Source organism: Curtobacterium sp. DN_7.5 (genome assembly GCF_022655355.1).
In the GTDB taxonomy this organism is placed as follows: domain Bacteria; phylum Actinomycetota; class Actinomycetes; order Actinomycetales; family Microbacteriaceae; genus Curtobacterium; species Curtobacterium luteum.
In genome coordinates this window covers 817303-835664 of sequence record NZ_CP093378.1, presented here as the reverse complement: position 1 = coordinate 835664, position 18362 = coordinate 817303, and the positions used below count along the sequence as shown (strand labels likewise).

22 protein-coding genes are annotated in these 18362 nt (G+C 71.0%); 8 read left to right on the top strand and 14 right to left on the bottom strand.

The window, feature by feature from the left end; all coding sequences use genetic code 11:
- Positions 1-6: 6 nt before the first annotated feature.
- A complete protein-coding gene (locus MON03_RS04005; RefSeq protein WP_022904910.1) occupies positions 7-615 on the top strand; it encodes an HD domain-containing protein in 609 nt (202 codons plus the stop codon).
- 264 nt (positions 616-879) lie between these two features.
- The gene (locus tag MON03_RS04000) at positions 880-1182 is read left to right on the top strand and encodes a hypothetical protein (protein ID WP_022904911.1); all 303 of its coding nucleotides are present in this window, start codon (positions 880-882) and stop codon (positions 1180-1182) included.
- An 80-nt stretch (positions 1183-1262) separates the two neighbouring features.
- Here the strand turns inward: MON03_RS04000 and MON03_RS03995 are convergent, their stop codons facing one another.
- Positions 1263-1601, bottom strand: coding sequence for a hypothetical protein (locus MON03_RS03995; protein ID WP_242090659.1), 339 nt, complete (start codon positions 1599-1601; stop codon positions 1263-1265).
- Between the two features lie 155 nt (positions 1602-1756).
- Between MON03_RS03995 and MON03_RS03990 the strand changes: the two genes are divergently transcribed.
- The 3 genes from MON03_RS03990 (at position 1757) to MON03_RS03980 (ending at position 2852) form a co-directional block, all read left to right on the top strand.
- Positions 1757-1954, top strand: a complete 198-nt coding sequence (locus tag MON03_RS03990; protein ID WP_022904913.1) for a hypothetical protein — start codon at positions 1757-1759, stop codon at positions 1952-1954.
- A gap of 65 nt (positions 1955-2019) precedes the next feature.
- On the top strand, positions 2020-2484 hold the full coding sequence (locus MON03_RS03985) for a helix-turn-helix domain-containing protein (protein WP_042726877.1): 465 nt from the start codon (positions 2020-2022) through the stop codon (positions 2482-2484).
- Between the two features lie 173 nt (positions 2485-2657).
- On the top strand, positions 2658-2852 hold the full coding sequence (locus MON03_RS03980) for a HepT-like ribonuclease domain-containing protein (protein ID WP_242090657.1): 195 nt from the start codon (positions 2658-2660) through the stop codon (positions 2850-2852).
- 12 nt (positions 2853-2864) lie between these two features.
- On the opposite strand, the gene MON03_RS03975 is transcribed toward MON03_RS03980, so the two are convergent.
- Both MON03_RS03975 and MON03_RS03970 read right to left on the bottom strand, forming a co-directional pair.
- Positions 2865-3326, bottom strand: coding sequence for a DUF8821 family protein (locus MON03_RS03975; RefSeq protein WP_022904915.1), 462 nt, complete (start codon positions 3324-3326; stop codon positions 2865-2867).
- Positions 3327-3404: 78 nt separating this feature from the next.
- The gene (locus tag MON03_RS03970) at positions 3405-3794 is read right to left on the bottom strand and encodes a DUF2510 domain-containing protein (RefSeq protein WP_022904916.1); all 390 of its coding nucleotides are present in this window, start codon (positions 3792-3794) and stop codon (positions 3405-3407) included.
- Positions 3795-3849: 55 nt separating this feature from the next.
- Here MON03_RS03970 and MON03_RS03965 point away from each other — a divergent pair, with 55 nt between their 5' ends.
- Positions 3850-4155, top strand: coding sequence for a hypothetical protein (locus MON03_RS03965; RefSeq protein ID WP_022904917.1), 306 nt, complete (start codon positions 3850-3852; stop codon positions 4153-4155).
- A 15-nt stretch (positions 4156-4170) separates the two neighbouring features.
- Here MON03_RS03965 and ychF read toward each other — a convergent pair whose 3' ends face one another.
- Positions 4171-5244, bottom strand: coding sequence for a redox-regulated ATPase YchF (gene ychF, locus MON03_RS03960; protein WP_175328516.1), 1074 nt, complete (start codon positions 5242-5244; stop codon positions 4171-4173).
- A gap of 134 nt (positions 5245-5378) precedes the next feature.
- Here ychF and MON03_RS03955 point away from each other — a divergent pair, with 134 nt between their 5' ends.
- Both MON03_RS03955 and MON03_RS03950 read left to right on the top strand, forming a co-directional pair.
- Complete coding sequence (locus MON03_RS03955; protein WP_242090655.1) at positions 5379-6017, top strand: exonuclease domain-containing protein; 639 nt, start codon at positions 5379-5381, stop codon at positions 6015-6017.
- A 151-nt stretch (positions 6018-6168) separates the two neighbouring features.
- Positions 6169-6927 (top strand): GntR family transcriptional regulator, encoded by a 759-nt coding sequence (locus MON03_RS03950; RefSeq protein WP_242090653.1) that lies wholly within the window; start codon positions 6169-6171, stop codon positions 6925-6927.
- 16 nt (positions 6928-6943) lie between these two features.
- On the opposite strand, the gene MON03_RS03945 is transcribed toward MON03_RS03950, so the two are convergent.
- From MON03_RS03945 to iolC, 10 genes are all read right to left on the bottom strand, one after another.
- Positions 6944-7348, bottom strand: a complete 405-nt coding sequence (locus MON03_RS03945; RefSeq protein WP_242090651.1) for a tautomerase family protein — start codon at positions 7346-7348, stop codon at positions 6944-6946.
- Between the two features lie 103 nt (positions 7349-7451).
- Positions 7452-8669, bottom strand: coding sequence for a Gfo/Idh/MocA family protein (locus MON03_RS03940; protein ID WP_242090649.1), 1218 nt, complete (start codon positions 8667-8669; stop codon positions 7452-7454).
- The gene (locus MON03_RS03935; protein ID WP_242090647.1) at positions 8666-9781 is read right to left on the bottom strand and encodes a transaldolase family protein; all 1116 of its coding nucleotides are present in this window, start codon (positions 9779-9781) and stop codon (positions 8666-8668) included. The genes MON03_RS03940 and MON03_RS03935 overlap by 4 nt, the downstream gene beginning before the upstream one ends.
- The gene (locus MON03_RS03930) at positions 9778-10866 is read right to left on the bottom strand and encodes a Gfo/Idh/MocA family protein (protein ID WP_242090645.1); all 1089 of its coding nucleotides are present in this window, start codon (positions 10864-10866) and stop codon (positions 9778-9780) included. The genes MON03_RS03935 and MON03_RS03930 overlap by 4 nt, the downstream gene beginning before the upstream one ends.
- A 79-nt stretch (positions 10867-10945) precedes the next feature.
- Positions 10946-11872 (bottom strand): sugar phosphate isomerase/epimerase family protein, encoded by a 927-nt coding sequence (locus MON03_RS03925; protein WP_242090643.1) that lies wholly within the window; start codon positions 11870-11872, stop codon positions 10946-10948.
- Positions 11873-11907: 35 nt separating this feature from the next.
- The gene (gene iolD, locus MON03_RS03920; protein WP_242090641.1) at positions 11908-13824 is read right to left on the bottom strand and encodes a 3D-(3,5/4)-trihydroxycyclohexane-1,2-dione acylhydrolase (decyclizing); all 1917 of its coding nucleotides are present in this window, start codon (positions 13822-13824) and stop codon (positions 11908-11910) included.
- Complete coding sequence (gene iolB, locus MON03_RS03915) at positions 13821-14726, bottom strand: 5-deoxy-glucuronate isomerase (RefSeq protein ID WP_022904927.1); 906 nt, start codon at positions 14724-14726, stop codon at positions 13821-13823. The genes iolD and iolB overlap by 4 nt, the downstream gene beginning before the upstream one ends.
- Positions 14727-14735: 9 nt before the next feature.
- Positions 14736-16310, bottom strand: coding sequence for a CoA-acylating methylmalonate-semialdehyde dehydrogenase (locus tag MON03_RS03910; RefSeq protein ID WP_242090639.1), 1575 nt, complete (start codon positions 16308-16310; stop codon positions 14736-14738).
- Complete coding sequence (locus MON03_RS03905) at positions 16307-17296, bottom strand: class I fructose-bisphosphate aldolase (RefSeq protein ID WP_242090638.1); 990 nt, start codon at positions 17294-17296, stop codon at positions 16307-16309. Before MON03_RS03905 ends, MON03_RS03910 begins: the two co-directional genes overlap by 4 nt.
- Entirely contained in the window at positions 17289-18302 is a 1014-nt protein-coding gene (gene iolC, locus MON03_RS03900; RefSeq protein ID WP_277927275.1) for a 5-dehydro-2-deoxygluconokinase, read from the bottom strand. The genes MON03_RS03905 and iolC overlap by 8 nt, the downstream gene beginning before the upstream one ends.
- Positions 18303-18362: the final 60 nt, after the last annotated feature.

Sequence of the window (18362 nt, the reverse complement as noted above, 5' to 3'; positions counted from 1 at the left end):
CGTGCCGTGACCACCGACGTCGACGCCCTGCTGACACCGCCCACCGCCGTCGCGGCGCGCGCGCTCGAGGTCGTCCGCACGTGGTCCCCGACGGCGCTCGTGAACCACTGCCTGCGGTCGTGGGCCTGGGCCTCGGTGATCGCCTCGTCCGCCGGGCTCGAGCCGGACCGCGAGCTGCTCTTCGTCTCGGCGATGCTGCACGACCTCGGGGTGACGCCGTCGTTCGACGCGCACACGATCCCGTTCGAGGACGCGGGTGGCGCGGTCGGGTCGGTCTTCGCGCTCGGTGCCGGGTGGGACCCTGCGCGAGCACGACGCGTCGGCGAGGTGATCGAGCGCCACATGTGGACCTCGGTGGACCCGGACGTCGACGTCGAAGGGCACCTGCTCGAGGTCGCGACCTCGCTGGACGTGTCCGGGGTCGGCTTCGACCTCGTGCCGCCGGACGTGCTCCGCACGGTGACCGCAGCCGTGCCCCGGCTCGACTTCTCCGCGACGTTCGCAGGACGCATCCACGAGCAGGCCGGGCGGAAGCCCGGATCCCCTGCGGGCCGGCTCGACCGGAGCGGCAACGTGGCGGCCGGTGGAGCCCGCTGGGACGCGTTCCTGGCCTGAGCCTGGACACCTGGCAGGTTCCGACCTATACTGTTGCTTTGGTGCACTGCAGCGAACCCATCTGATTCGCGCACACCGAACCGTCTCGACACCGATCCAACCGGGATCGCATTCCCACGAGACCACCGCTCGTCCCGACGGACGAGCCGCACGTCGACACACGGCGTGCGCGCCAGCGGACACCGCGAACGACCGGGACCACGAAGTCACGGACCGAGCAGCGGACACCGCGACGGCGCCGAACGACTCAGGAAGACCAGCACCATGAACACCATCACGAACGTCGGCAACGACCGACTCAGCATCATCGGGACCGCCCTCGCGGCTCCCGTCACCTCCCCCGACAACATCGCCGAGTTCCCCGTCCGGGACGTCTGGACCGGGCGCGAGTACCTCGTCCGGATGGACGCCGACGACCTCGGCGCCTTCGTCGCCCCCGGGGCACGCGTGGAGGTCCGCGGCGAGGCCGGCTGGACCATCCCCGGCCGGTCCTGGCGCGGCGAGGCCAGCCGCACGCTCCTGCAGGCGCAGGACGTCACGGCGGGTGAGCTCCTGCTCGCTGCTTGATCCACTCCCCCACGAAGCGCGTCGCCGGTCCTCCCGGCGGCGCGCTTCGTCGTGCACGGCCTCAGCGGCGGGAAGGCCCGTCAGCGCCGGGAAGGCCCGTCAGCGCCGACGAACCGCGGCCGGCCGTCCGCGTCGAGGGGGCGCGCATCACCGGCCCGGCCCGCGGCGTCGCGCAGGCGGCGGATGAAGTCCGGGTCTTCCGGCTCGAGCACGTCGTCCGGAGCCGGGACCACGACGAACTCGGAGGCCGGCCCGACGAGGAGGGTCGTCCGGATCAGGGCGCCGTCCGGACCGACCGACGGCACCGAGACCGAGTCGGTCCGCGCGTTCGCGCCGAGCACCGCCGCGTAGTCCATGACCGCGTCCGCGATGAGATCGCCGGTCATCACGTCGACACCTTCGCAACTGATGTACTTCACGTTGTCCCCCTTCGTTCCCCGTGACGGTACGGAACGTGCCCGGAACGACACCGGAGGTCCGCGCATCCGGGCCAGGGCGTACCCCGGTCTCACGGGGTCCGGGTCTACTGTCCGATTCACGACCGCGGCATCGACGCGGTGAACAAGGAGTCGACATGCCGAATCGTCTGGAGTGGGTCAGGGACGCCGAGGACCACTGGAAGGTGTCGTTCGGTGCCGACCAGCTGTGCGAGGTCACCCGGGCACGGCAGTACGTCGTCTCGTCGCCGGACCGCTCGATCCGCGGTGCACACTCGTCGCTCGAAGGGGCGCGCGCGCAGGTGCAGGCGTGGGTGCGGTGGAGCGGGCGCTGATCCTTCCCCTACACGGCTGAATCAGCAGTCGTAGGCGGTATAGTCCCTCGCTATGGGAGGGCTCCATGCGCGTCGATCGAGCTGCTGATCTCATCAAGTCGGCTCGGCTCGACATCGGCATGTCCCAGGCGGCGCTCGCGAGCGCGGCCGGCATGCAACAGCCCACGATCTCCGCGTACGAAAGTGGCCGACAGCAGCCCCGCGCAGAATCACTCGAGCGCATCCTCCGTGCGGCTCAGATACGTCCCAGCATCCCGCTCAGCATCTATGCGGACGACATCCTGATCGAGGCAAACCGGCACCACCTCGTGAACGTCCGCGTGTTCGGCTCCGCGATCCGCGGACACGACACCCCGAACAGCGACATCGACCTCCTCGTCGGGCTCACGTCGGAGGCGTCGCTCTTCGACCTCGGTGGCTTCGCACACGCGGTCGAGGAGATGACCGGCTTCGAGGTCGACCTGCTGACGGACGACATCGGCGACGACCCGCACTTCGCCCACGTCCTCGGTGAGGCCGTGCCGCTGTGAGCGACCGATTCCATCCAGTTCCGCGAGGCGAGTCCGAGCAACCACGCGAACGTTGGTCCGCGCTCCGAGAAGGCTTCCTCGACCTGCTCGCCGAGTGCTCCGAGATCGTGGAGCACGGGCGACCGGCATTCGACGCGCCGCGGAGTCTGACCTACCGTGCAGCGGAGGCAGTGGTGATCCACTTCGACGACCTTGTCGGACGCCTCCCCACAGACCGCGCTGCGCTGCTGCCCGAGGGACTGTCTCTCGCCGCAGTCCGACGGACGCGGAACATCCTGTCGCACGACTACCGAAAGGCGAAGAAGGAGATCGTCTGGGACGTGATCGAGCTCCGCATCCCTGCGGTCATCATCGCGATCCTCGACTGACCATCCCGCTCGTCAGTACTCGCCCTTGATGACGAAGTAGGAGCCGCGGATCGTGCCGGCGAGCTTCGACCGCTGCCTGGCGAACTTGAACTTGTCCGTGAGCTCCTCAGGCACCTCCATGCCGTCGGACAGCTTGAACCCGACAGCCCGCTTCCCGCCCGGTTCGAGTGTGTAGAGCACGTTGACCGACAACCCGGACTGGTAGAACACGTACGTCCAGCGCACACCGTCGACCTCGAACTCGGTCGCCTCCAGCGCCGGGGACGCGATCGTCACATCCCGTTCGCGGAGGACCCGTGCGACGTACTCCACGAGGTCGGGGACCTCCGCCGCCGGCTGCGTGGTGAAGTCGACGTCGTACTTGTTCTTGAAGTACCGCGCCTCGTTCGCGCGGAGCCCCGCGAGTGCGTCGGCGACGGGCGAGGACTCCAGCCCCACGGTGGACACGGTCACGAAGTCGACGACGTACGACATGGGCGCTCCTCGGTGCTGGCTGCTCTGCGACAACCTAGCGCCGTGTGGCGGCGACGCGCCACGGCGAACCTGTCGTGATCAGACGAGCTTCTCGAACACCATCGTCGCCTGGATCCTGTCGCCCCCGCCGAAGCCGGTACTGCCCGACGACGACGTGGTGATCGTGTGCAGCCGGTACCCGAGCGCGGCCTGCGCGTTGATCGCCCGCTCGAGCTCGGTCAGGTTCCCGGAGCCCGTGCCGAAGAACTTCTCCTTGAGGACCACCTGCAGGACGACGTAGCTCATGCCCGCCGGCGCGGGCCGCGCGTTCGCACCCGACGTCGCCTCGGCCTGGATCCGGTCGATCATCCCGCCGATGCCGGGCGCGGGGGCCGCCGGCTGCTGCACCTGCTCCGTCCACGCGCTGCCGTCCCACCACCGCATCGTGCCGGAGCCGTCGTCGTACCACCCTGCCTGAGCGTTCGTCATGCGCCCATCCTGGCGCACGTCAGGGGCAGCGTGTCGATCGATCCATACTGGAAGGGTGACGACACTGCGAGGCACCCTGCGATCCACCGAGACCCGGGAATCCGAGGGCAGCGGTGACACCATCGGCGAGGCCCGAGCTGCCGCGATCGCGGGGCTCGACCTCGACGGGTTCGAGCTCCTCCAGGTCAACACGGTCACCAGCAAGGCAACGGGCGAGTCGACCGTCAAGGCGCTCGCCCGCTCGAAGGCACTCCGGCCGCACGAGGCGACCGGGCCGGACTACCGGGCCGCCGCTGCCGCGTACCGGGAGTCCGTGCCGGAGGGGTGGCAGGCGCAGAACATGCACGAGGTCGCCGAGTGACCACTCCGCGGCGCCTCAGTTGTTGAAGCGGAACTCCACCACGTCGCCGTCCTGCATGACGTAGTCCTTACCCTCGATCCGGGCCTTGCCGTGCGCGCGGGCCTCGGCGATCGAGCCGGCCGCCATGAGGTCCTCGAACGAGATGACCTCGGCCTTGATGAAGCCCTTCTCGAAGTCGGTGTGGATGACCCCGGCAGCCTGGGGCGCCTTCCACCCCTTGCCGATCGTCCACGCCCGCGACTCCTTCGGACCTGCAGTCAGGTAGGTCTGGAGCCCGAGGGTGTCGAACCCGATGCGCGCGAGCTGGTCGAGCCCGGACTCGGTCTGCCCGGTGGACTCGAGGAGTTCGGCCGCATCCGAGGGGTCGAGGTCGATGAGCTCCGACTCGATCTTCGCGTCGAGGAACACGGCCTGCGCGGGGGCGACGAGTGCCGCGAGCTCGGCCTTGCGCGCCTCGTCGGTGAGCACGGCCTCGTCGACGTTGAAGACGAAGATGAACGGCTTGGCGGAGAGCAGCCCGAGCTCGGCGATCGGCGTGAGGTCGATCGACGTCGCTGACAGCAGCGTGCCCTGCTCGAGGGCGGCACGCGCCTCCCGAGCGGTCTCGAGGACGACCGGCTCGGCCTGCTTGAGCTTGAGCATCTTCTCGTACCGCGGGAGCGCCTTGTCGATGGTCTCCATGTCGGCGAGGATCAGCTCGGTGTTGATGACCTCGAGGTCGTCCTTCGGCGAGACCTTGTTGGCCACGTGCACGACGTCGTCGTCGGCGAAGCCGCGGACGACCTGCGCGATGGCGTCGGCCTCGCGGATGTTGGCGAGGAACTTGTTGCCGAGGCCCTCGCCCTCGCTCGCACCCTTGACGATGCCGGCGATGTCGACGAACGACACCGGCGCGGGCACGGTCTTCTCGGAACCGAACAGCTCCGCGAGCTGGTCGAGCCGCGGGTCGGGCAGGTTCACCACGCCGACGTTCGGTTCGATCGTCGCGAACGGGTAGTTCGCGGCGAGGACCTGGTTCTTGGTCAGGGCGTTGAACAGGGTCGACTTGCCGACGTTCGGGAGACCGACGATTCCGATGGTGAGAGCCACGGGAGGACAGCCTACCCGCGACGGGGTCACGACCGGTCCGGCGTGCGGGCGCGGAGCCCGCTGACGCGGCCGTCGCGGCGCAACGCCGTCGACAACCGCAGCCGATGTCGGAGCCCCGTGCGACGATCGGGACCGTGCCGTTGAACTTCACCGCCATCGACTTCGAGACCGCGAACAGCTCCCCTGCGAGCGCGTGCTCCGTCGGACTCGTGAAGATCCGCGCCGGCCGGGTCGCGGAGCGTGCCTCGTGGTTCATCCAACCGCCGGTCGGGCACGACGCCTTCCTCGAGTGGAACACCCGCATCCACGGGATCGTCGCCGCCGACGTCGTGGGGGCGAAGGGCTGGGCGGAGCAGTACGCGGACATCGTGGCGTTCGCGGACGGCGACGTCCTCGTGGCGCACAACGCCCGCTTCGACATGGGTGTGATCGCGGGTGGATGCGCCGCGACGGGGACGCCGCTGGCCGAGCACCACTCCCTGTGCTCGCTGCAGGTGGCCCGCAAGACCTACACGCTCGAGTCTTACCGGCTGCCGATGGCCGCGCGCGCCGCGGGGCACGAGGGCTTCGCGCACCACGACGCCGCAGCGGACGCCGAAGCCTGCGCCGCGATCGTGGTGCACGCCGCGCAGCTCCACCGTGCGGACACGGTCGAGGCGCTGGGCGCTGCGACCCGGGTGCACGTGACGCCGGTCCGACCGCGTGAGGAGAAGCCGCGCACGGCCGCACCGCAGCCGCGTCTCTCCCGTCGGCCGATGGTGTTCTCGGACTGACCACCGCGGTTCCGGAGGGCGACACCCGTCGTGCTCGTGCCCGGGGTGGCGGGGCCCCGGTGGTATTGTCACGACATTCCCGCTGCAGCGGTGCCGCGCACGTCGACCCGGGTGGCAGCGGTGCCGCGCTCGAGCTCCCCGAAGGACCGCGATGACCAACGAAGGCCAGCTGCCGTCCGACCTGTTCATGGACCTGGACCGGTCCGGGCCGATGCCCCTCTACTTCCAGGTCGCATCGCGCATCGAGGACGCCATCCGCTCCGGTGCGATGCCGCCGGGGGCCCGGTTGGAGAACGAGATCGCGCTCGGGGAACGGCTCGGGTTGTCGCGGCCGACGATCCGCCGGGCGATCCAGGACCTCGTCGACAAGGGCCTGCTCGTGCGCCGTCGCGGCATCGGCACGCAGGTGGTGCACGGCCCGGTGACGCGGAAGGTCGAGCTGACGAGCCTGTACGACGACCTCACACAGGGGTCGCAGGTGCCGACGACGAAGCTCCTCGTCCGCGACGACGTCCCGGCATCGGACACCGTCGCCGAGGCGCTCGGCGTCGAGCCGGGGACGACGGTGGCGCACATCCGCCGGGTCCGGTTCGCCGAGGACGTGCCGATGGCGATCCTCGAGAACTTCCTGCCGCCCGAGTTCACGGACATCACGGACGAGGACCTCGCGGCGCACGGCCTGTACCAGCTGCTGCGCGGCCGTGGGGTGACGATGCGCGTCGCCAAGCAGCGGATCGGAGCGCGGGCGGTCACCGACGAGGAGGCCGGCCTCCTCGAGATCGAGGACGGCGACCCGGTGCTGACGATGAGCCGCACGGCGTACGACGCCTCGGGCCGAGCCGTGGAGTACGGCGTGCACTGCTACCGGCCGGACCGGTACTCCTTCGAGGTGACGCTGGTCGACAAGTAGGCGCTCGACGAGCCCGTCAGGAGGACGGGACCTGGAGCTCCCCGGTCACGTACTGCGCGCGCCCGAACCCGAACGACCAGTCCTGCGGGCCGTTCTCGACGTAGCCGATGAAGACGTCCTCGCTCGCGACGCCGACCTCGGTCAGCCGGTCGTGCACGGCGGCGTAGAGGGCCTGCTTCGCGTCGTCGGAGCGTCCGGCCTGCGTGAAGACCTGGATGATCACGACACCCTCGGTCCGTTCGAACCCGAGACCGGCGTCCTCCGCGATGATCTGCTGCGCCGGGTGCTCCGTGATGACCTGGAAGCGGTCACGCGGCGGGATGCTGTACTCGTCGACGATGGCGGTGTGGATCGCGTCGGCGATGGCGCGGACCTGCTCCGGGCTGCGGCCGGTGGCGAGGTCGATGCGGACGAGCGGCATGCTGCCTCCTGGGGTCGGGGATGCGAGGGGGTGCGCGGGTGCCCAGCGGACTGGAGGCGCGGTGCCAGCTTGCACCGCGCCTGCAGTCCGACTGTCGGTGCGTCTACAGCGCGGGGGTCGCCGCGGGGTACGTGAGCGCTCCGTCGACGCGCGCGACGTCGTGCCACGCGCCGTCGCGGAGGGAGGCCTCCGCCGCTTCGACGATGCTCGCGGCCGACAGGCCGTCGGCGACCGACGGAGCGAGCTGCTCACCGCGGAGCACGCTCGCGACGAACTGCGCGGCCTCGATGGTCTTGAGGTCGTCGTAGCCCATCGCCGTGCCCGCGCCGGGCTGGAACCGCGCGAACTCCCCGTCGCCCGGCGCGACGAAGTGCGTCGCGTAGCCGTCGACCTCCTGGCCGTCGAGGAAGACCTCGAGCTCGTTGAGGCGCTGGAAGTCCCACCGCACCGAGCCGCGGGTGCCGTAGACCTCGAGCGCGTACTCGGCGTGCGGGCCCCGCATCACCCGGCTGGAGTCCATCGTGCCGACGGCTCCGTCGTCGAAGCGGAAGAGCAGTGCGGCGTAGTCCTCGTTCTCGACGGGTCCGTGTTCACCGGTCGCAGCCGCCGTCCGGTCGATGATCCCCTGCCCCGGTCGCGGCCGTGTCGCGATGACGGTCTCGGCGAGCGCCGTCACGCTCGCGATCCGGCCCACCACGTACTGCGCGAGGTCGAGTCCGTGCGAGAGCAGGTCGCCGAGGACGCCCGAGCCGGCCCGCTCCCGCTCGAAACGCCAGGTGAGCGGCGCCGCCGGATCGGCGGAGTAGTCGGCGAGGAGCGACCCGCGCACGTTCGTGATCCGGCCGAGCCGACCGCCGCGGACGAGTTCCCGTGCACGTTGGATCGCCGGGGCGTGCCGGTAGTTGAAGCCGACGCTCGTGACGATGCCGGCGGACCGGACGGCGTCGTGGATCTGCCGGGAGTCGCTGGCGTCCCGGCCCATCGGCTTCTCGATCCAGAACGGCTTGCCGGCTTCGGCCGCGGCGACGGCGACCTCGCGGTGGAGGAAGTTCGGCGAGCAGATCGAGACGACGTCCACCTCGGGGTCGGCGATGACCTCGCGGTGGTCGGCCACGGCGCGCTCGTAGCCGAGTCGGTCGACGGCCTGGTCGCGGGCGGCCTCGACCGGGTCCGCGGCGACGACGAGCCTCGGGTGGACGCCGAGCTCCGGGAAGTGGTCGGGCAGCGCTCGGTAGGCGCGCGAGTGCAGTCGTCCCATCCAGCCGACGGAGACGAGGCCGACGCCGAGGCGGTCGCGGGCGTCGGGGGCGCGTTCGGTCATGCGGCGGGGAGGATGATGTCGCGGACCAGCGCGTCGAGTTTCGCGTCGGCGTCGAGGAACTGCCGCAGGGTGGTCACCGTGGCGCCGAACCGGTCGAACTCGTCGATCGTCATGCCGTCGACGTCGTACCCGCGGGCGAACTCCGGTGTGGCTGCGCGGAGCGCCGCGATGACGTCGGCCGGCACCTCGTCGTGGATCGCGTCCGGGCGCCACGGGAAGCCGTTGTCGTTGATGTCCTTCACCCACTGGAACGGCGGCGACACCACGAGGTCTCCGCCCTGGAACTCCGACCACTGCAGCGGGTTCCGGAAGGCGGCGACGAGCACGCGCGACCGGAAGCCGCGCTCCTGGGACACCCGGTAGGCGTTCTTCACCGCGGCGACTCCGGCCCACTCGAGGATGCCGGGGTCGAGCATGACGTGGTCGCGCGCCACGACGGTCTTCAGCCAGTCGTCGAACCGGCCCGCCATGAGGGTGACGACGTGCCCGAACTCCTGCTCGGGCAGCCCGTCGGCAGCGCGGCGGTCGAGGGCACGCTCGATGGCCTCGCCCACGGCGACGACCTGCGGCACGGTGAACGACACGGTGGCGTTGATCGAGACACCCCGGTACGCGGCTTCCTCGATCGCGGCGATGCCGGTCTTCGTCGCGGGGATCTTCACGATGATGTTCGGCGCGAGCCCGGAGAACCGCACGGCCTGCTCGACGAGGGCGTCGCGGTCACGGTGGAGGCGCGGGTCGGTCTGCATGCTCAGCCGGCCGTTCCGCCCGCCGGACGCCTCGAACGCGGGCAGGAGTTGCTCGGCCGCGGCGACCGAGAGCTCCTCGACCGCCTTCCACCCGATCCAGGACTCCCCCGCCGTCGGGTGCTCGGCAGCGATCGCACGGATGCGGGGCACCCACCGCTCGGGGTCCTGCTGGATGCAGGTGAAGGCGATGACCGGGTTGCAGGTCGCGCCGACGGCCCCGTACTCGTGGATCGCGGTGGACAGCTCGTGCGGGTCGGCGGAGTCGTTCCAGAGCGCGGTCGGGGTCTGCGTCGCGGCCTGCAGGGTGACCGGCCTGGTGTCGACGGCGGAGGGGTCGGCCGACACGTCGAGCGGGGTGGTCATCGGCTCGGTCCCGTCGTGGTGGGGCCGACCCCGGCGAGCGCGCCTGCATCGGTCGTGGTGGGCTCGTAGAAGGCGGGCCTCGCGGTGGCGTACGTGACGTGCTCGAGGGCCCCGGACTGCTGGGCGCGGACGGCGACCTCAGCGACCACGGACGCCGTGTAGCCGTCCCAGGCGCTCGGGCCGTCGATGCCACCGTTCCGTGCGGCGTCGACCCAGCGCTGGACCTCTTCGTCGTAGGCGGCGCCGAAGCGCTCGATGTACGACGGCGTGACGCCCTGGCCGGACACCCCCGCCGAGACGACGTGCATCGTGGTCTCGCGGCCGATGTACGCGACGCCCGACTCGAACACGGCGTCGGTCGTCACCTGGTACCCGAACTGCGCGTTGACGCTGATCTCGACGATCGACATCGTCCCCGACGCGGTCGTGAAGAGGACGAACTGCGGTTCGGGCAGGTCGGCGGGTGCGAGCGAGTTCCGGCGCGGCTTCTTCACCTCGACCGAGACGATCGGCTCGCCCGTGAGGAACGGGATGATGTCGATCTCGTGGATCACGGAGTCGTGGATCAGCATCGACTCGCTGAAGTTCGGCGGCGTCGTCGGGTTGCGGTGCGCGTGGTGCAGGGCGAGCAGGGCACCGTTGGCGCCCGACTCGCGGAGCGCCTTGAGTTCCTGGTACCCGCGGTCGAACCGGCGCATGAACCCGACCTGGATGCGCGGCCGGTCGGACGTCGCCTGCTCGAGCTCGACGATGCGGAGGGAGTCCTCGGCGCTCGTGGTGAGGGGCTTCTCGCAGAGGACCGCGAGACCGCGCTCGATCGCGGGCACCAGGACGGGCTCGTGCAGGAAGCCGGGGGTGGCGACGATGACGGCGTCGATCGGCGTGGCGTCGAGGGCGTCCTCGAACGACGCGGCGGTGATCGCGCCACTGGCCTTCGCGGCGGCGGCCGTCGCGCGTGCGACATCGGGTTCGACGACGGCGACGACGTCCGCACCGGCGATGGTGGACGTGATGCGACGGACGTGGTCGCTGCCCATCGCGCCGGCACCGACGACGGCGACGCGGAGGTTCTCGGTGGTGCTCATGGGTTCTCCTGGAGGTGACGACTGGAGACGACCGCCGGCCGTCGCTGATGACTCGGGTCGCGCCGGTGGGCGCCCGGCGCTACGAGACGCGTGCGGCCGAGGTCGAGCCGAGGATGTGCTGGAAGGTGCGCTCGGCGATCGGCCCGGGGGCGTCGACCGAGCAGCCGTACATGTCCTGCTCGACGATGCCGAACACCTCGGGGTTGATCGCGGCGACGGCCTCGATGATCGGGGCGAGGTCCGGGGTCCCGTGCGGCGGCTCGACCATGATGCCGTCGGCGACCGCGGTGCTGAACGGCACGTCGTTCTTGAGGACGTCGAACAGCAGCTCCGTGTCGACCTGCTTGAGGTGGAGGTAGCCGATGCGCTCCGGGTGCTCGGCGATCATCCGGAGGTTGTCACCGCCGTAGTAGGCGAAGTGGCCGGTGTCGAGGCAGAGGTTCGTGTACCGCGGGTCGGTGACCTCGAGGAATCGGACGGTCTCACGGAACGTGCCGATGTGGCTGTCCGCGTGCGTGTGGAACTGCTGGTGGACGCCGTACTCCTCGAGGAGCGCCTTGCCGAGCTGGTCGTGCCCCTTGCCGAGGCGCTCCCACTGCTCGTCGGTCAGGGTCCGCGGCTCGAGGACCTCGTTGTTCGCGTCGGACCGCCACAGGTCGGGGATCGTGACGAGGTGCTCGGCACCGAGCTTCGACGCGAGACCTGCCACCTTGACGGCCTGGTCCCACGCGCGCTGGAACTGCTCGTCGCCCTTGTGGAGGCCGGTGAACACCGTGCCCGCGGACAGCTCGAGGCCCCGGGACTCGAGTTCGTCGGACAGCTGGGACGGGTCGGTCGGCAGGTACCCGTAGGGCCCGAGCTCGATCCAGCGGTAGCCGGCGGCAGCGGCCTCGTCGAGGAAGCGCTGCCACGGCACCTGGCCGGGGTCGTCGGCGAACCAGACGCCCCACGAGTCTGGGGCGGTCCCGATCCGGATGGCGTCGGTGGCGGTGGCGGTGTCGGTCATGACGTCGGTGTCCTCCGGGGGTGTGGGTGGGTCGTTCAGCCGAGGAGGGGTCGCTGCGCCGCGACCTGCTGCTCGTAGGTGGCGCGGGCCTGCTGCGTGCTCGGCAGGGTGGACGTCTGCGCGACGGGGACGTCCCACCAGCCGTCGCCGTCCGGGGCGTAGACGAGCGGGTCGGCGTGCACGTGCACGAGCGTCGTCCGGTCGTTCGCCTTGGCCTGACGGACGGCGGCGGTGAGGTCCTCGATCGCGTTCGGCCCGGGCTGGACCTCGATCACGTCGACGCCGTAGGAGCGGGCGTTGGCGGCGAGGTCGACCGGCAGGACCTGCTCGCCCTCGAACGACCCGGTCTCGTCGAGGTAGCGGTACTTCGTGCCGTACCGCTCGGAGCCGACGGTCTCGGAGAGGTGCCCGATCGACGCGTAGCCGTTGTTCTGGATGAGGACGACGACGATCTTGATGCCCTCGGCCACGGCGGTGACGAGCTCGGTGTGGAGCATGAGGTACGAGCCGTCGCCGACCATCACGATCGCGTCGCGGTCGGGGGCGGCCCGGCGCACCCCGATGCCACCGGCGATCTCGTAGCCCATGCACGAGAACGCGTACTCGACGTGGTAGCCGAGCGGGTCGCGGACGCGCCAGAGCTTGTGGAGGTCGCCCGGGAGCGACCCCGCCGCCTGGACGACGACGTCGCGGGGATCGGTGGCCGACTGCACGGCGCCGATGATCTCGGACTGACCGGGGACGGCCAGTCCGGACGGCGCGAAGGCGGTGTCGACCGTCTCGTCCCAGGAACGCTTGCGGTCCGCGATCTCCGCCGCGTACCGGTCCGACACCGAGTGGGACGCGAGCTGCTCCGTCAGCGCCTCCAGCGTCTCCCGGGCGTCCGCGACGACGGGCAGCTGCGAGCCGTGCTTGTACGCGTCGAACGCGGCGACGTTGACGTTGACGAACGTGACGTCCGGGTGCTGGAACGCGGTCCGGGACGCGGTCGTGAAGTCGCTGTACCGGGTGCCGATGCCGATGACGACGTCGGCCTGCGCGGCGATCGCGTTCGCGGCAGCGGTACCGGTCGCGCCGATGCCGCCGAGGTACTGCGGGTGGTCCCAGACGAGGGAGCCGCCGCCGGCCTGCGAGGTGCCGACGGGGATGCCGGTCGCTTCGACGAACGCGGCGAGCGCCTGCTCCGCGCCGGAGTAGAGCACGCCGCCGCCGGCGACGATCACCGGACGCTCGGCGGCCGCGATCGCCGCCACCGCCCGGGCCAGCGGTCCGTGCTCGGGCAGCGGGCGGCGGACGTGCCACTCGCGCGGCTGGAGGAACGACACGGGGACGTCGAGCGCCTCGGCCTGCACGTCCTCCGGGAGCGCGATCGTCACGGCACCGGTCTCGGCGGGATCGGTGAGGACCCGCATCGCAGCGAGGGCGATCGAGAACAGCTGCTCCGGCCGCTCGACCCGGTCGAAGAACCGGGACAGGGGCCGGAACGCGTCCGTGACCTGCAGTGAGGTGTCGTGCGGCATCTCGATCTGCTGCAGCACGGGGTCGGTGGTCCGGGTCGCGAAGGTGTCCGACGGCAGCAGGAGCGCGGGGAGTCGGTTCGTCGTCGCGAGCGCTGCACCGGTGAGCATGTTCGCGGCGCCGGGCCCGACCGACGCCGTGGCCGCGTAGGTCGCGCGACGACGGCGCATCCGGGCGAAGCCGACGGCCTGGTGCACCATGGCCTGCTCGTTGCGTGCCTGGTGGTAGGGCAGCAGACCGGGCTGTTCGACGTGGAGCTGCTTCACCGCCTGCCCCAGCCCGGCGACGTTGCCGTGACCGAAGATGCCGAAGATGCCCGGGATCGTGCGCTCGCGCTCGTCCCCGTCGACGGTCCACTGGTTCGCCAGGAACTCGAGGAGCGCCTGGCCGACGGTCATCCGCCGGGTCGCCCCGGATCGTGGGCTCTCGGTCATCGGACGCGGTCCTTTCCGTAGGGCAGGCGCGGGTCGATCGACTCCGATCCCCACGCCTGACGGACCCAGCCGTGGGCCGGGTCGTCGGTGATGTCCCACACGCGTTCCGGCCCGGGGCCGGCCATCACGTTGAGGTAGTACATGTCGTAGCCGGGGGCGGCCACGGCGGGTCCGTGCCAGCCGTACGGCACGAGGGCGATGTCGCCCGTGCGGACCTGACGGAACTCGTCGATCGGACGGTCGTCGGAGGCGTACGTCCGGTGCAGCGCGAACGGGTCGGCCTCCGGCGGAGCCTCGAGGCCCCGGGCGACCGCGGCCTCGTAGTAGTAGATCTCCTCGAGGTCGGACTCCACGCCGGGCACGGTCGTGTCGTGCTTGTGCGGCGGGTACGACGACCAGTTGCCGGCGGGCGTGATCACCTCGCACACGATCACCCTGTCCGCGTCGAGGGCGGCGGGGGTGCCGAAGTTGTGCACCTGCCGACTCGCGTGCCCGGCGCCGCGGAGCTCCACCGGCACGTCCTGCCGGGCCGTGTACGTCGTCGGCTTGACCACCGCGGTGGGCGCTTCGGCGACCGCGACCCGACCTGCTCCGGTGATCCGGGCCTCCGTCCCGGAACCCAGGTACAGCACGTCGGTCGGTCCGTCGAAGACGCTCCCCCGTCCCTCCAGGCCCTGCGCACCGGTGCCTGCGGCACCGTCGTACGTGACCTCGAAGGAGCCGGCGAGCGGCACGACGATGCGTTCCACCGCACCGGCCGGGAGGCGCAGCTCACCGCCGTCGGCGAGGCTCCCGGTCCGCAGACCGGTGTGCGCCCACCCCGCGATCCGTCCGTCCACGACGTCCGTCCAGCCCGCCTCGGGGCGGGAACCGGCGGGGATGAACCAGGTGTCGTTCGTCATCGGAGCGCGTCAGCCGTTCGACGGGAAGCCGAGGTCGACGCCGCCGTGCGTGGCCGGGTCCAACCACCGCGAGGTGATCGCCTTCTGCCGGGTGAAGAAGCTCACGCCGTCGGTGCCGTACGCCTTGTGGTCGCCGAACAGCGAGTTCTTCCACCCGCCGAACGAGTAGTACGCGACCGGCACCGGGATCGGCACGTTGATGCCGATCATGCCGACCTGCACGTCGCGCTGGAACCGACGGGCAGCGCCGCCGTCGTTCGTGAAGATCGCCGTGCCGTTGCCGAACGCACCCGAGTTGATGAGGTCGAGGCCCTCCTCGTAGGTCTGCACCCGGACGACGGAGAGCACCGGGCCGAAGATCTCCTCGGTGTAGACGCGGCTCGTCGTCGGGACCTTGTCGATCAGCGTCGGGCCGAGCCAGAACCCGTTCTCGTCCCCGTCCGGTCGGACCGTGCGGCCGTCCACCACGACCTCGGCACCGTCCTGCTCGGCGACCTCGATGTACGAGGCGACCTTGTCGCGGTGCTGCTCCGTGACGAGCGGGCCCATGTCGCAGCCGCGGCGGCCGTCACCGATGCGCAGCGTCGCCGCGCGCTCCGTGATCTTCGCGATCAGCTCGTCCGCGACCGTCCCGACCGGCTCGGCCGCCACGTCGCTTCGCGACGCGTCGGTACCGGCCGGCCGGGGCCCATCGACGGCGACGACGACCGAGATCGCCATGCAGCGCTCGCCGGCGGAGCCGAAGCCCGCGTTCACCGCGTTGTCGGCGACGAGGTCGAGGTCCGCGTCCGGCAGCACGAGCATGTGGTTCTTCGCACCGCCGAGGGCCTGCACCCGCTTGCCGTGCTTCGTGCCCGTCTCGTACACGTACTGCGCGATCGGGGTCGAGCCGACGAACGAGATCGACTCGACGTCGGGGCTCGTCAGCAGCCCGTCGACCGCGGCCTTGTCGCCGTTCAGGACGGTGAAGACGCCGTCGGGCAGACCGGCTTCGGTGAACTTCCGCGCCAGCCAGATCGCGGCGGACGGGTCCTTCTCGCTCGGCTTCAGCACGACGGTGTTGCCGGCGGCGATCGCGATCGGCAGGAACCACAGCGGCACCATCGCCGGGAAGTTGAACGGCGAGATGATGCCGACGACCCCGAGCGGCTGGCGGATCGAGTACACGTCGATCCCGGTCGAGACCTGGTCGGAGAACTCGCCCTTCATCAGCGACGGGATGTTCGTCGCGAGCTCCACGACCTCTTGTCCGCGGGCGATCTCGCCGAGCGCGTCGTCGATGACCTTCCCGTGCTCGCTCGTGATGATCTCGGCCAGCTCGGCCTTGTCGCGGTTGAGGACCTCGCGGAACGCGAAGAGGATCTGCTGCCGCTTCGCCAGGGAGAGGTTGCTCCACGCGGGGAACGCCGCCTTGGCGCTCGCGATGGCCGCCTGGATCTCGGACTCGTCCGCGAGGGCGACGTGCTTCGTCGCGATGCCGAGCGCCGGGTCGTAGACCGGTGCCGTCCGCCCCGACGTCGACGCCACGTGCGCCCCGTCGATCCAGTGGCCGACGGTCGTGGTGGTCTGGTCCGTGGTGGTCATGCGTTGCTTCCTTCCGGGATGGACGAGTCCATGGTGGTGGACGGGGCAGGCGAGTCGGCGGGACCGCGAGCCGGTGTGGAGAACGCGCCCCGCGCCTCCCGGCTGTGGACGAGCGAGGACGCGACGTCGACGGCGGCGGCGACGTCGCCGTCCGGCGGGTAGAGGAGGGTCCGTCCGACGACGAGCCCGCGGACGCCGGGCAGTGCGAGCGCGTCCGCCCACCTGGCGTAGGTCTCGACCGGGCGCGTGGACGGATCGCCGCCGAGCAGCAGCGTCGGCAGCGTGGTGGCGGCCATGACGCGTTCCATGTCGTCGACGACGGGGATCTTGAGCCAGCTGTAGGCGCTCGACTCCCCGAGGCCGGCCGCGATCGCCATCGACGTGATGACCGCGTCGGCCGTGAGGTCGTTCACGACCTTCCCGTCGCGCCAGGACGACATGAACGGCTCGAGCATGATCGGCAGCCGCAGCGCCGCGGCCTCGCTGACGGCCCGCGCCGTCGCCTCGAGGGTCGGGGCGGTCGCGGCGTCCTGGAGCGCGACGCGGACGAGGAGCTTGGCGAAGTCGAGACCGGCGTCCTTGATGGCGCGTGCCGAGTACGCCGTGTACCGGTCGTCCATCTCGAACGTCGCCCCGCGGAGTCCGCCGCGGTTCATCGAGCCGACCACGACCTTGTCGTCGAGGGCCCCGAGGAGCGCGAGGTCCTCGATGACGTCCGGCGTCCCGAGCACCCCGTCGACCCCGGGCCGACCGAGGGCCGTGACGAGCCGCTCGAGGAGGTCGTACCGGTCGGCCATCGCGGACGCGTCGTCCCGGACGGCGAGGGCACCTCGGGCCGGGTGGTCCGCGGCCACGATGAACAGCTTGCCGTCGTCGGCGAGCAACGGGCGCTGCCGTCGCGCTGCCAGGGCGTCCGCGACCTGCTCGGGGTGGCCTGCACGCAGGTCGCGCAGGCGCTGGAAGTCAGCGGTCGTGAGCTCAGGCATCCGCCGTCTCCTCGATGGTGTGCGTGGTCCCCGGTGCCGGGTTCGCCCGGATGAACCGCTCGATCTCGTCGCTCGTCGGCATCGCCGTGGAGCACTCGAAGCGGGTGGCGACGATCGCGCCCGCGGCGTTCGCGAACGCGAGGGTCCGGTCGAGTGCCCACCCCTGGAGGAGTCCGTGGGTCAGGGCTCCGCCGAAGCCGTCGCCGGAGCCGAGGCCGTTGACGACGTCGATCGTGTGCGGCCGGAACTCGACGAACTCGTCGCGGGTCTTCGCCAGCACGCCCTTCGGCCCCTGCTTCACGATCGCGATCTCGACACCGCGTTCCAGCAGGGCGTCGGCGGCGCGCACGGGGTCGGTCTCGCCGACCGCCACCTCGCACTCCTCCCGGTTGCCGACGGCGACCGTGGCGTGCTCGAGGGCGACCGCGACCTCGCGGGACGCGGCCTCCGGGCTCGACCAGAACACCGGTCGGTAGTCGAGGTCGAGCACGGTGTGCCGGGCGGTCGGTGCCGCGGCGTCGGTGCGGGCCCGCAGCGCGACGTGGTGGGCGTGCCGGCTCGGCTCCTCGCTGAGGCCCGTGACGGTCGTCCAGAAGATGCGCGCGCGCTCGATCTCGTGGAGCGGGAGGGAGGCCGCCGTGATCATGAGGTCCGGGGCCTTCGGCGCACGGTAGAAGTAGAGCGGGAAGTCGTCCGGCGGGAAGACCTCGCAGAAGGCGACGGGGGTGTTCAGCCCGTCGACGGTCTCGACGAACGCGTTCGAGACGCCGAACTCGGGCAGGGTGCGGGCGATGTAGCGGCCGAAGGGGTCGTTGCCCGTGCGGGTGATGACCGCCGTGTCGGCGCCGTGTCGGGCCGCGGCGATGGCGACGTTCGTCGCGCTGCCGCCGACGGACTTCGAGAAGCTGGTGACGTCCTCGAGGGGGCCGGTCTGCTGCGGGTAGACGTCGACGCTGACGCGGCCCATGGTGATCACGTCGTGTGCGTGAGGTGCTTCGTGCGGCATGCGACGGGGTGGACCTTCCGTGCGGCGTCATCGGCGGACGGTCCGACTGTACACCCGCTT

What these genes read in the sequence shown, in the direction of transcription:
- MON03_RS04000 (WP_022904911.1), top strand. Translation starts at nt 880, where the DNA reads ATGAACACCATCACGAACGTCGGCAACGACCGACTCAGCATCATCGGG.
- MON03_RS03990 (WP_022904913.1), top strand. Translation starts at nt 1,757, where the DNA reads ATGCCGAATCGTCTGGAGTGGGTCAGGGACGCCGAGGACCACTGGAAG.
- MON03_RS03985 (WP_042726877.1), top strand. Translation starts at nt 2,020, where the DNA reads ATGCGCGTCGATCGAGCTGCTGATCTCATCAAGTCGGCTCGGCTCGAC.
- MON03_RS03975 (WP_022904915.1), bottom strand. Translation starts at nt 3,326, where the DNA reads ATGTCGTACGTCGTCGACTTCGTGACCGTGTCCACCGTGGGGCTGGAG.
- MON03_RS03970 (WP_022904916.1), bottom strand. Translation starts at nt 3,794, where the DNA reads ATGACGAACGCTCAGGCAGGGTGGTACGACGACGGCTCCGGCACGATG.
- MON03_RS03950 (WP_242090653.1), top strand. Translation starts at nt 6,169, where the DNA reads ATGACCAACGAAGGCCAGCTGCCGTCCGACCTGTTCATGGACCTGGAC.
- MON03_RS03945 (WP_242090651.1), bottom strand. Translation starts at nt 7,348, where the DNA reads ATGCCGCTCGTCCGCATCGACCTCGCCACCGGCCGCAGCCCGGAGCAG.
- MON03_RS03940 (WP_242090649.1), bottom strand. Translation starts at nt 8,669, where the DNA reads ATGACCGAACGCGCCCCCGACGCCCGCGACCGCCTCGGCGTCGGCCTC.
- MON03_RS03935 (WP_242090647.1), bottom strand. Translation starts at nt 9,781, where the DNA reads ATGACCACCCCGCTCGACGTGTCGGCCGACCCCTCCGCCGTCGACACC.
- MON03_RS03930 (WP_242090645.1), bottom strand. Translation starts at nt 10,866, where the DNA reads ATGAGCACCACCGAGAACCTCCGCGTCGCCGTCGTCGGTGCCGGCGCG.
- MON03_RS03925 (WP_242090643.1), bottom strand. Translation starts at nt 11,872, where the DNA reads ATGACCGACACCGCCACCGCCACCGACGCCATCCGGATCGGGACCGCC.
- iolD (WP_242090641.1), bottom strand. Translation starts at nt 13,824, where the DNA reads ATGACCGAGAGCCCACGATCCGGGGCGACCCGGCGGATGACCGTCGGC.
- iolB (WP_022904927.1), bottom strand. Translation starts at nt 14,726, where the DNA reads ATGACGAACGACACCTGGTTCATCCCCGCCGGTTCCCGCCCCGAGGCG.
- MON03_RS03910 (WP_242090639.1), bottom strand. Translation starts at nt 16,310, where the DNA reads ATGACCACCACGGACCAGACCACCACGACCGTCGGCCACTGGATCGAC.
- MON03_RS03905 (WP_242090638.1), bottom strand. Translation starts at nt 17,296, where the DNA reads ATGCCTGAGCTCACGACCGCTGACTTCCAGCGCCTGCGCGACCTGCGT.
- iolC (WP_277927275.1), bottom strand. Translation starts at nt 18,302, where the DNA reads ATGCCGCACGAAGCACCTCACGCACACGACGTGATCACCATGGGCCGC.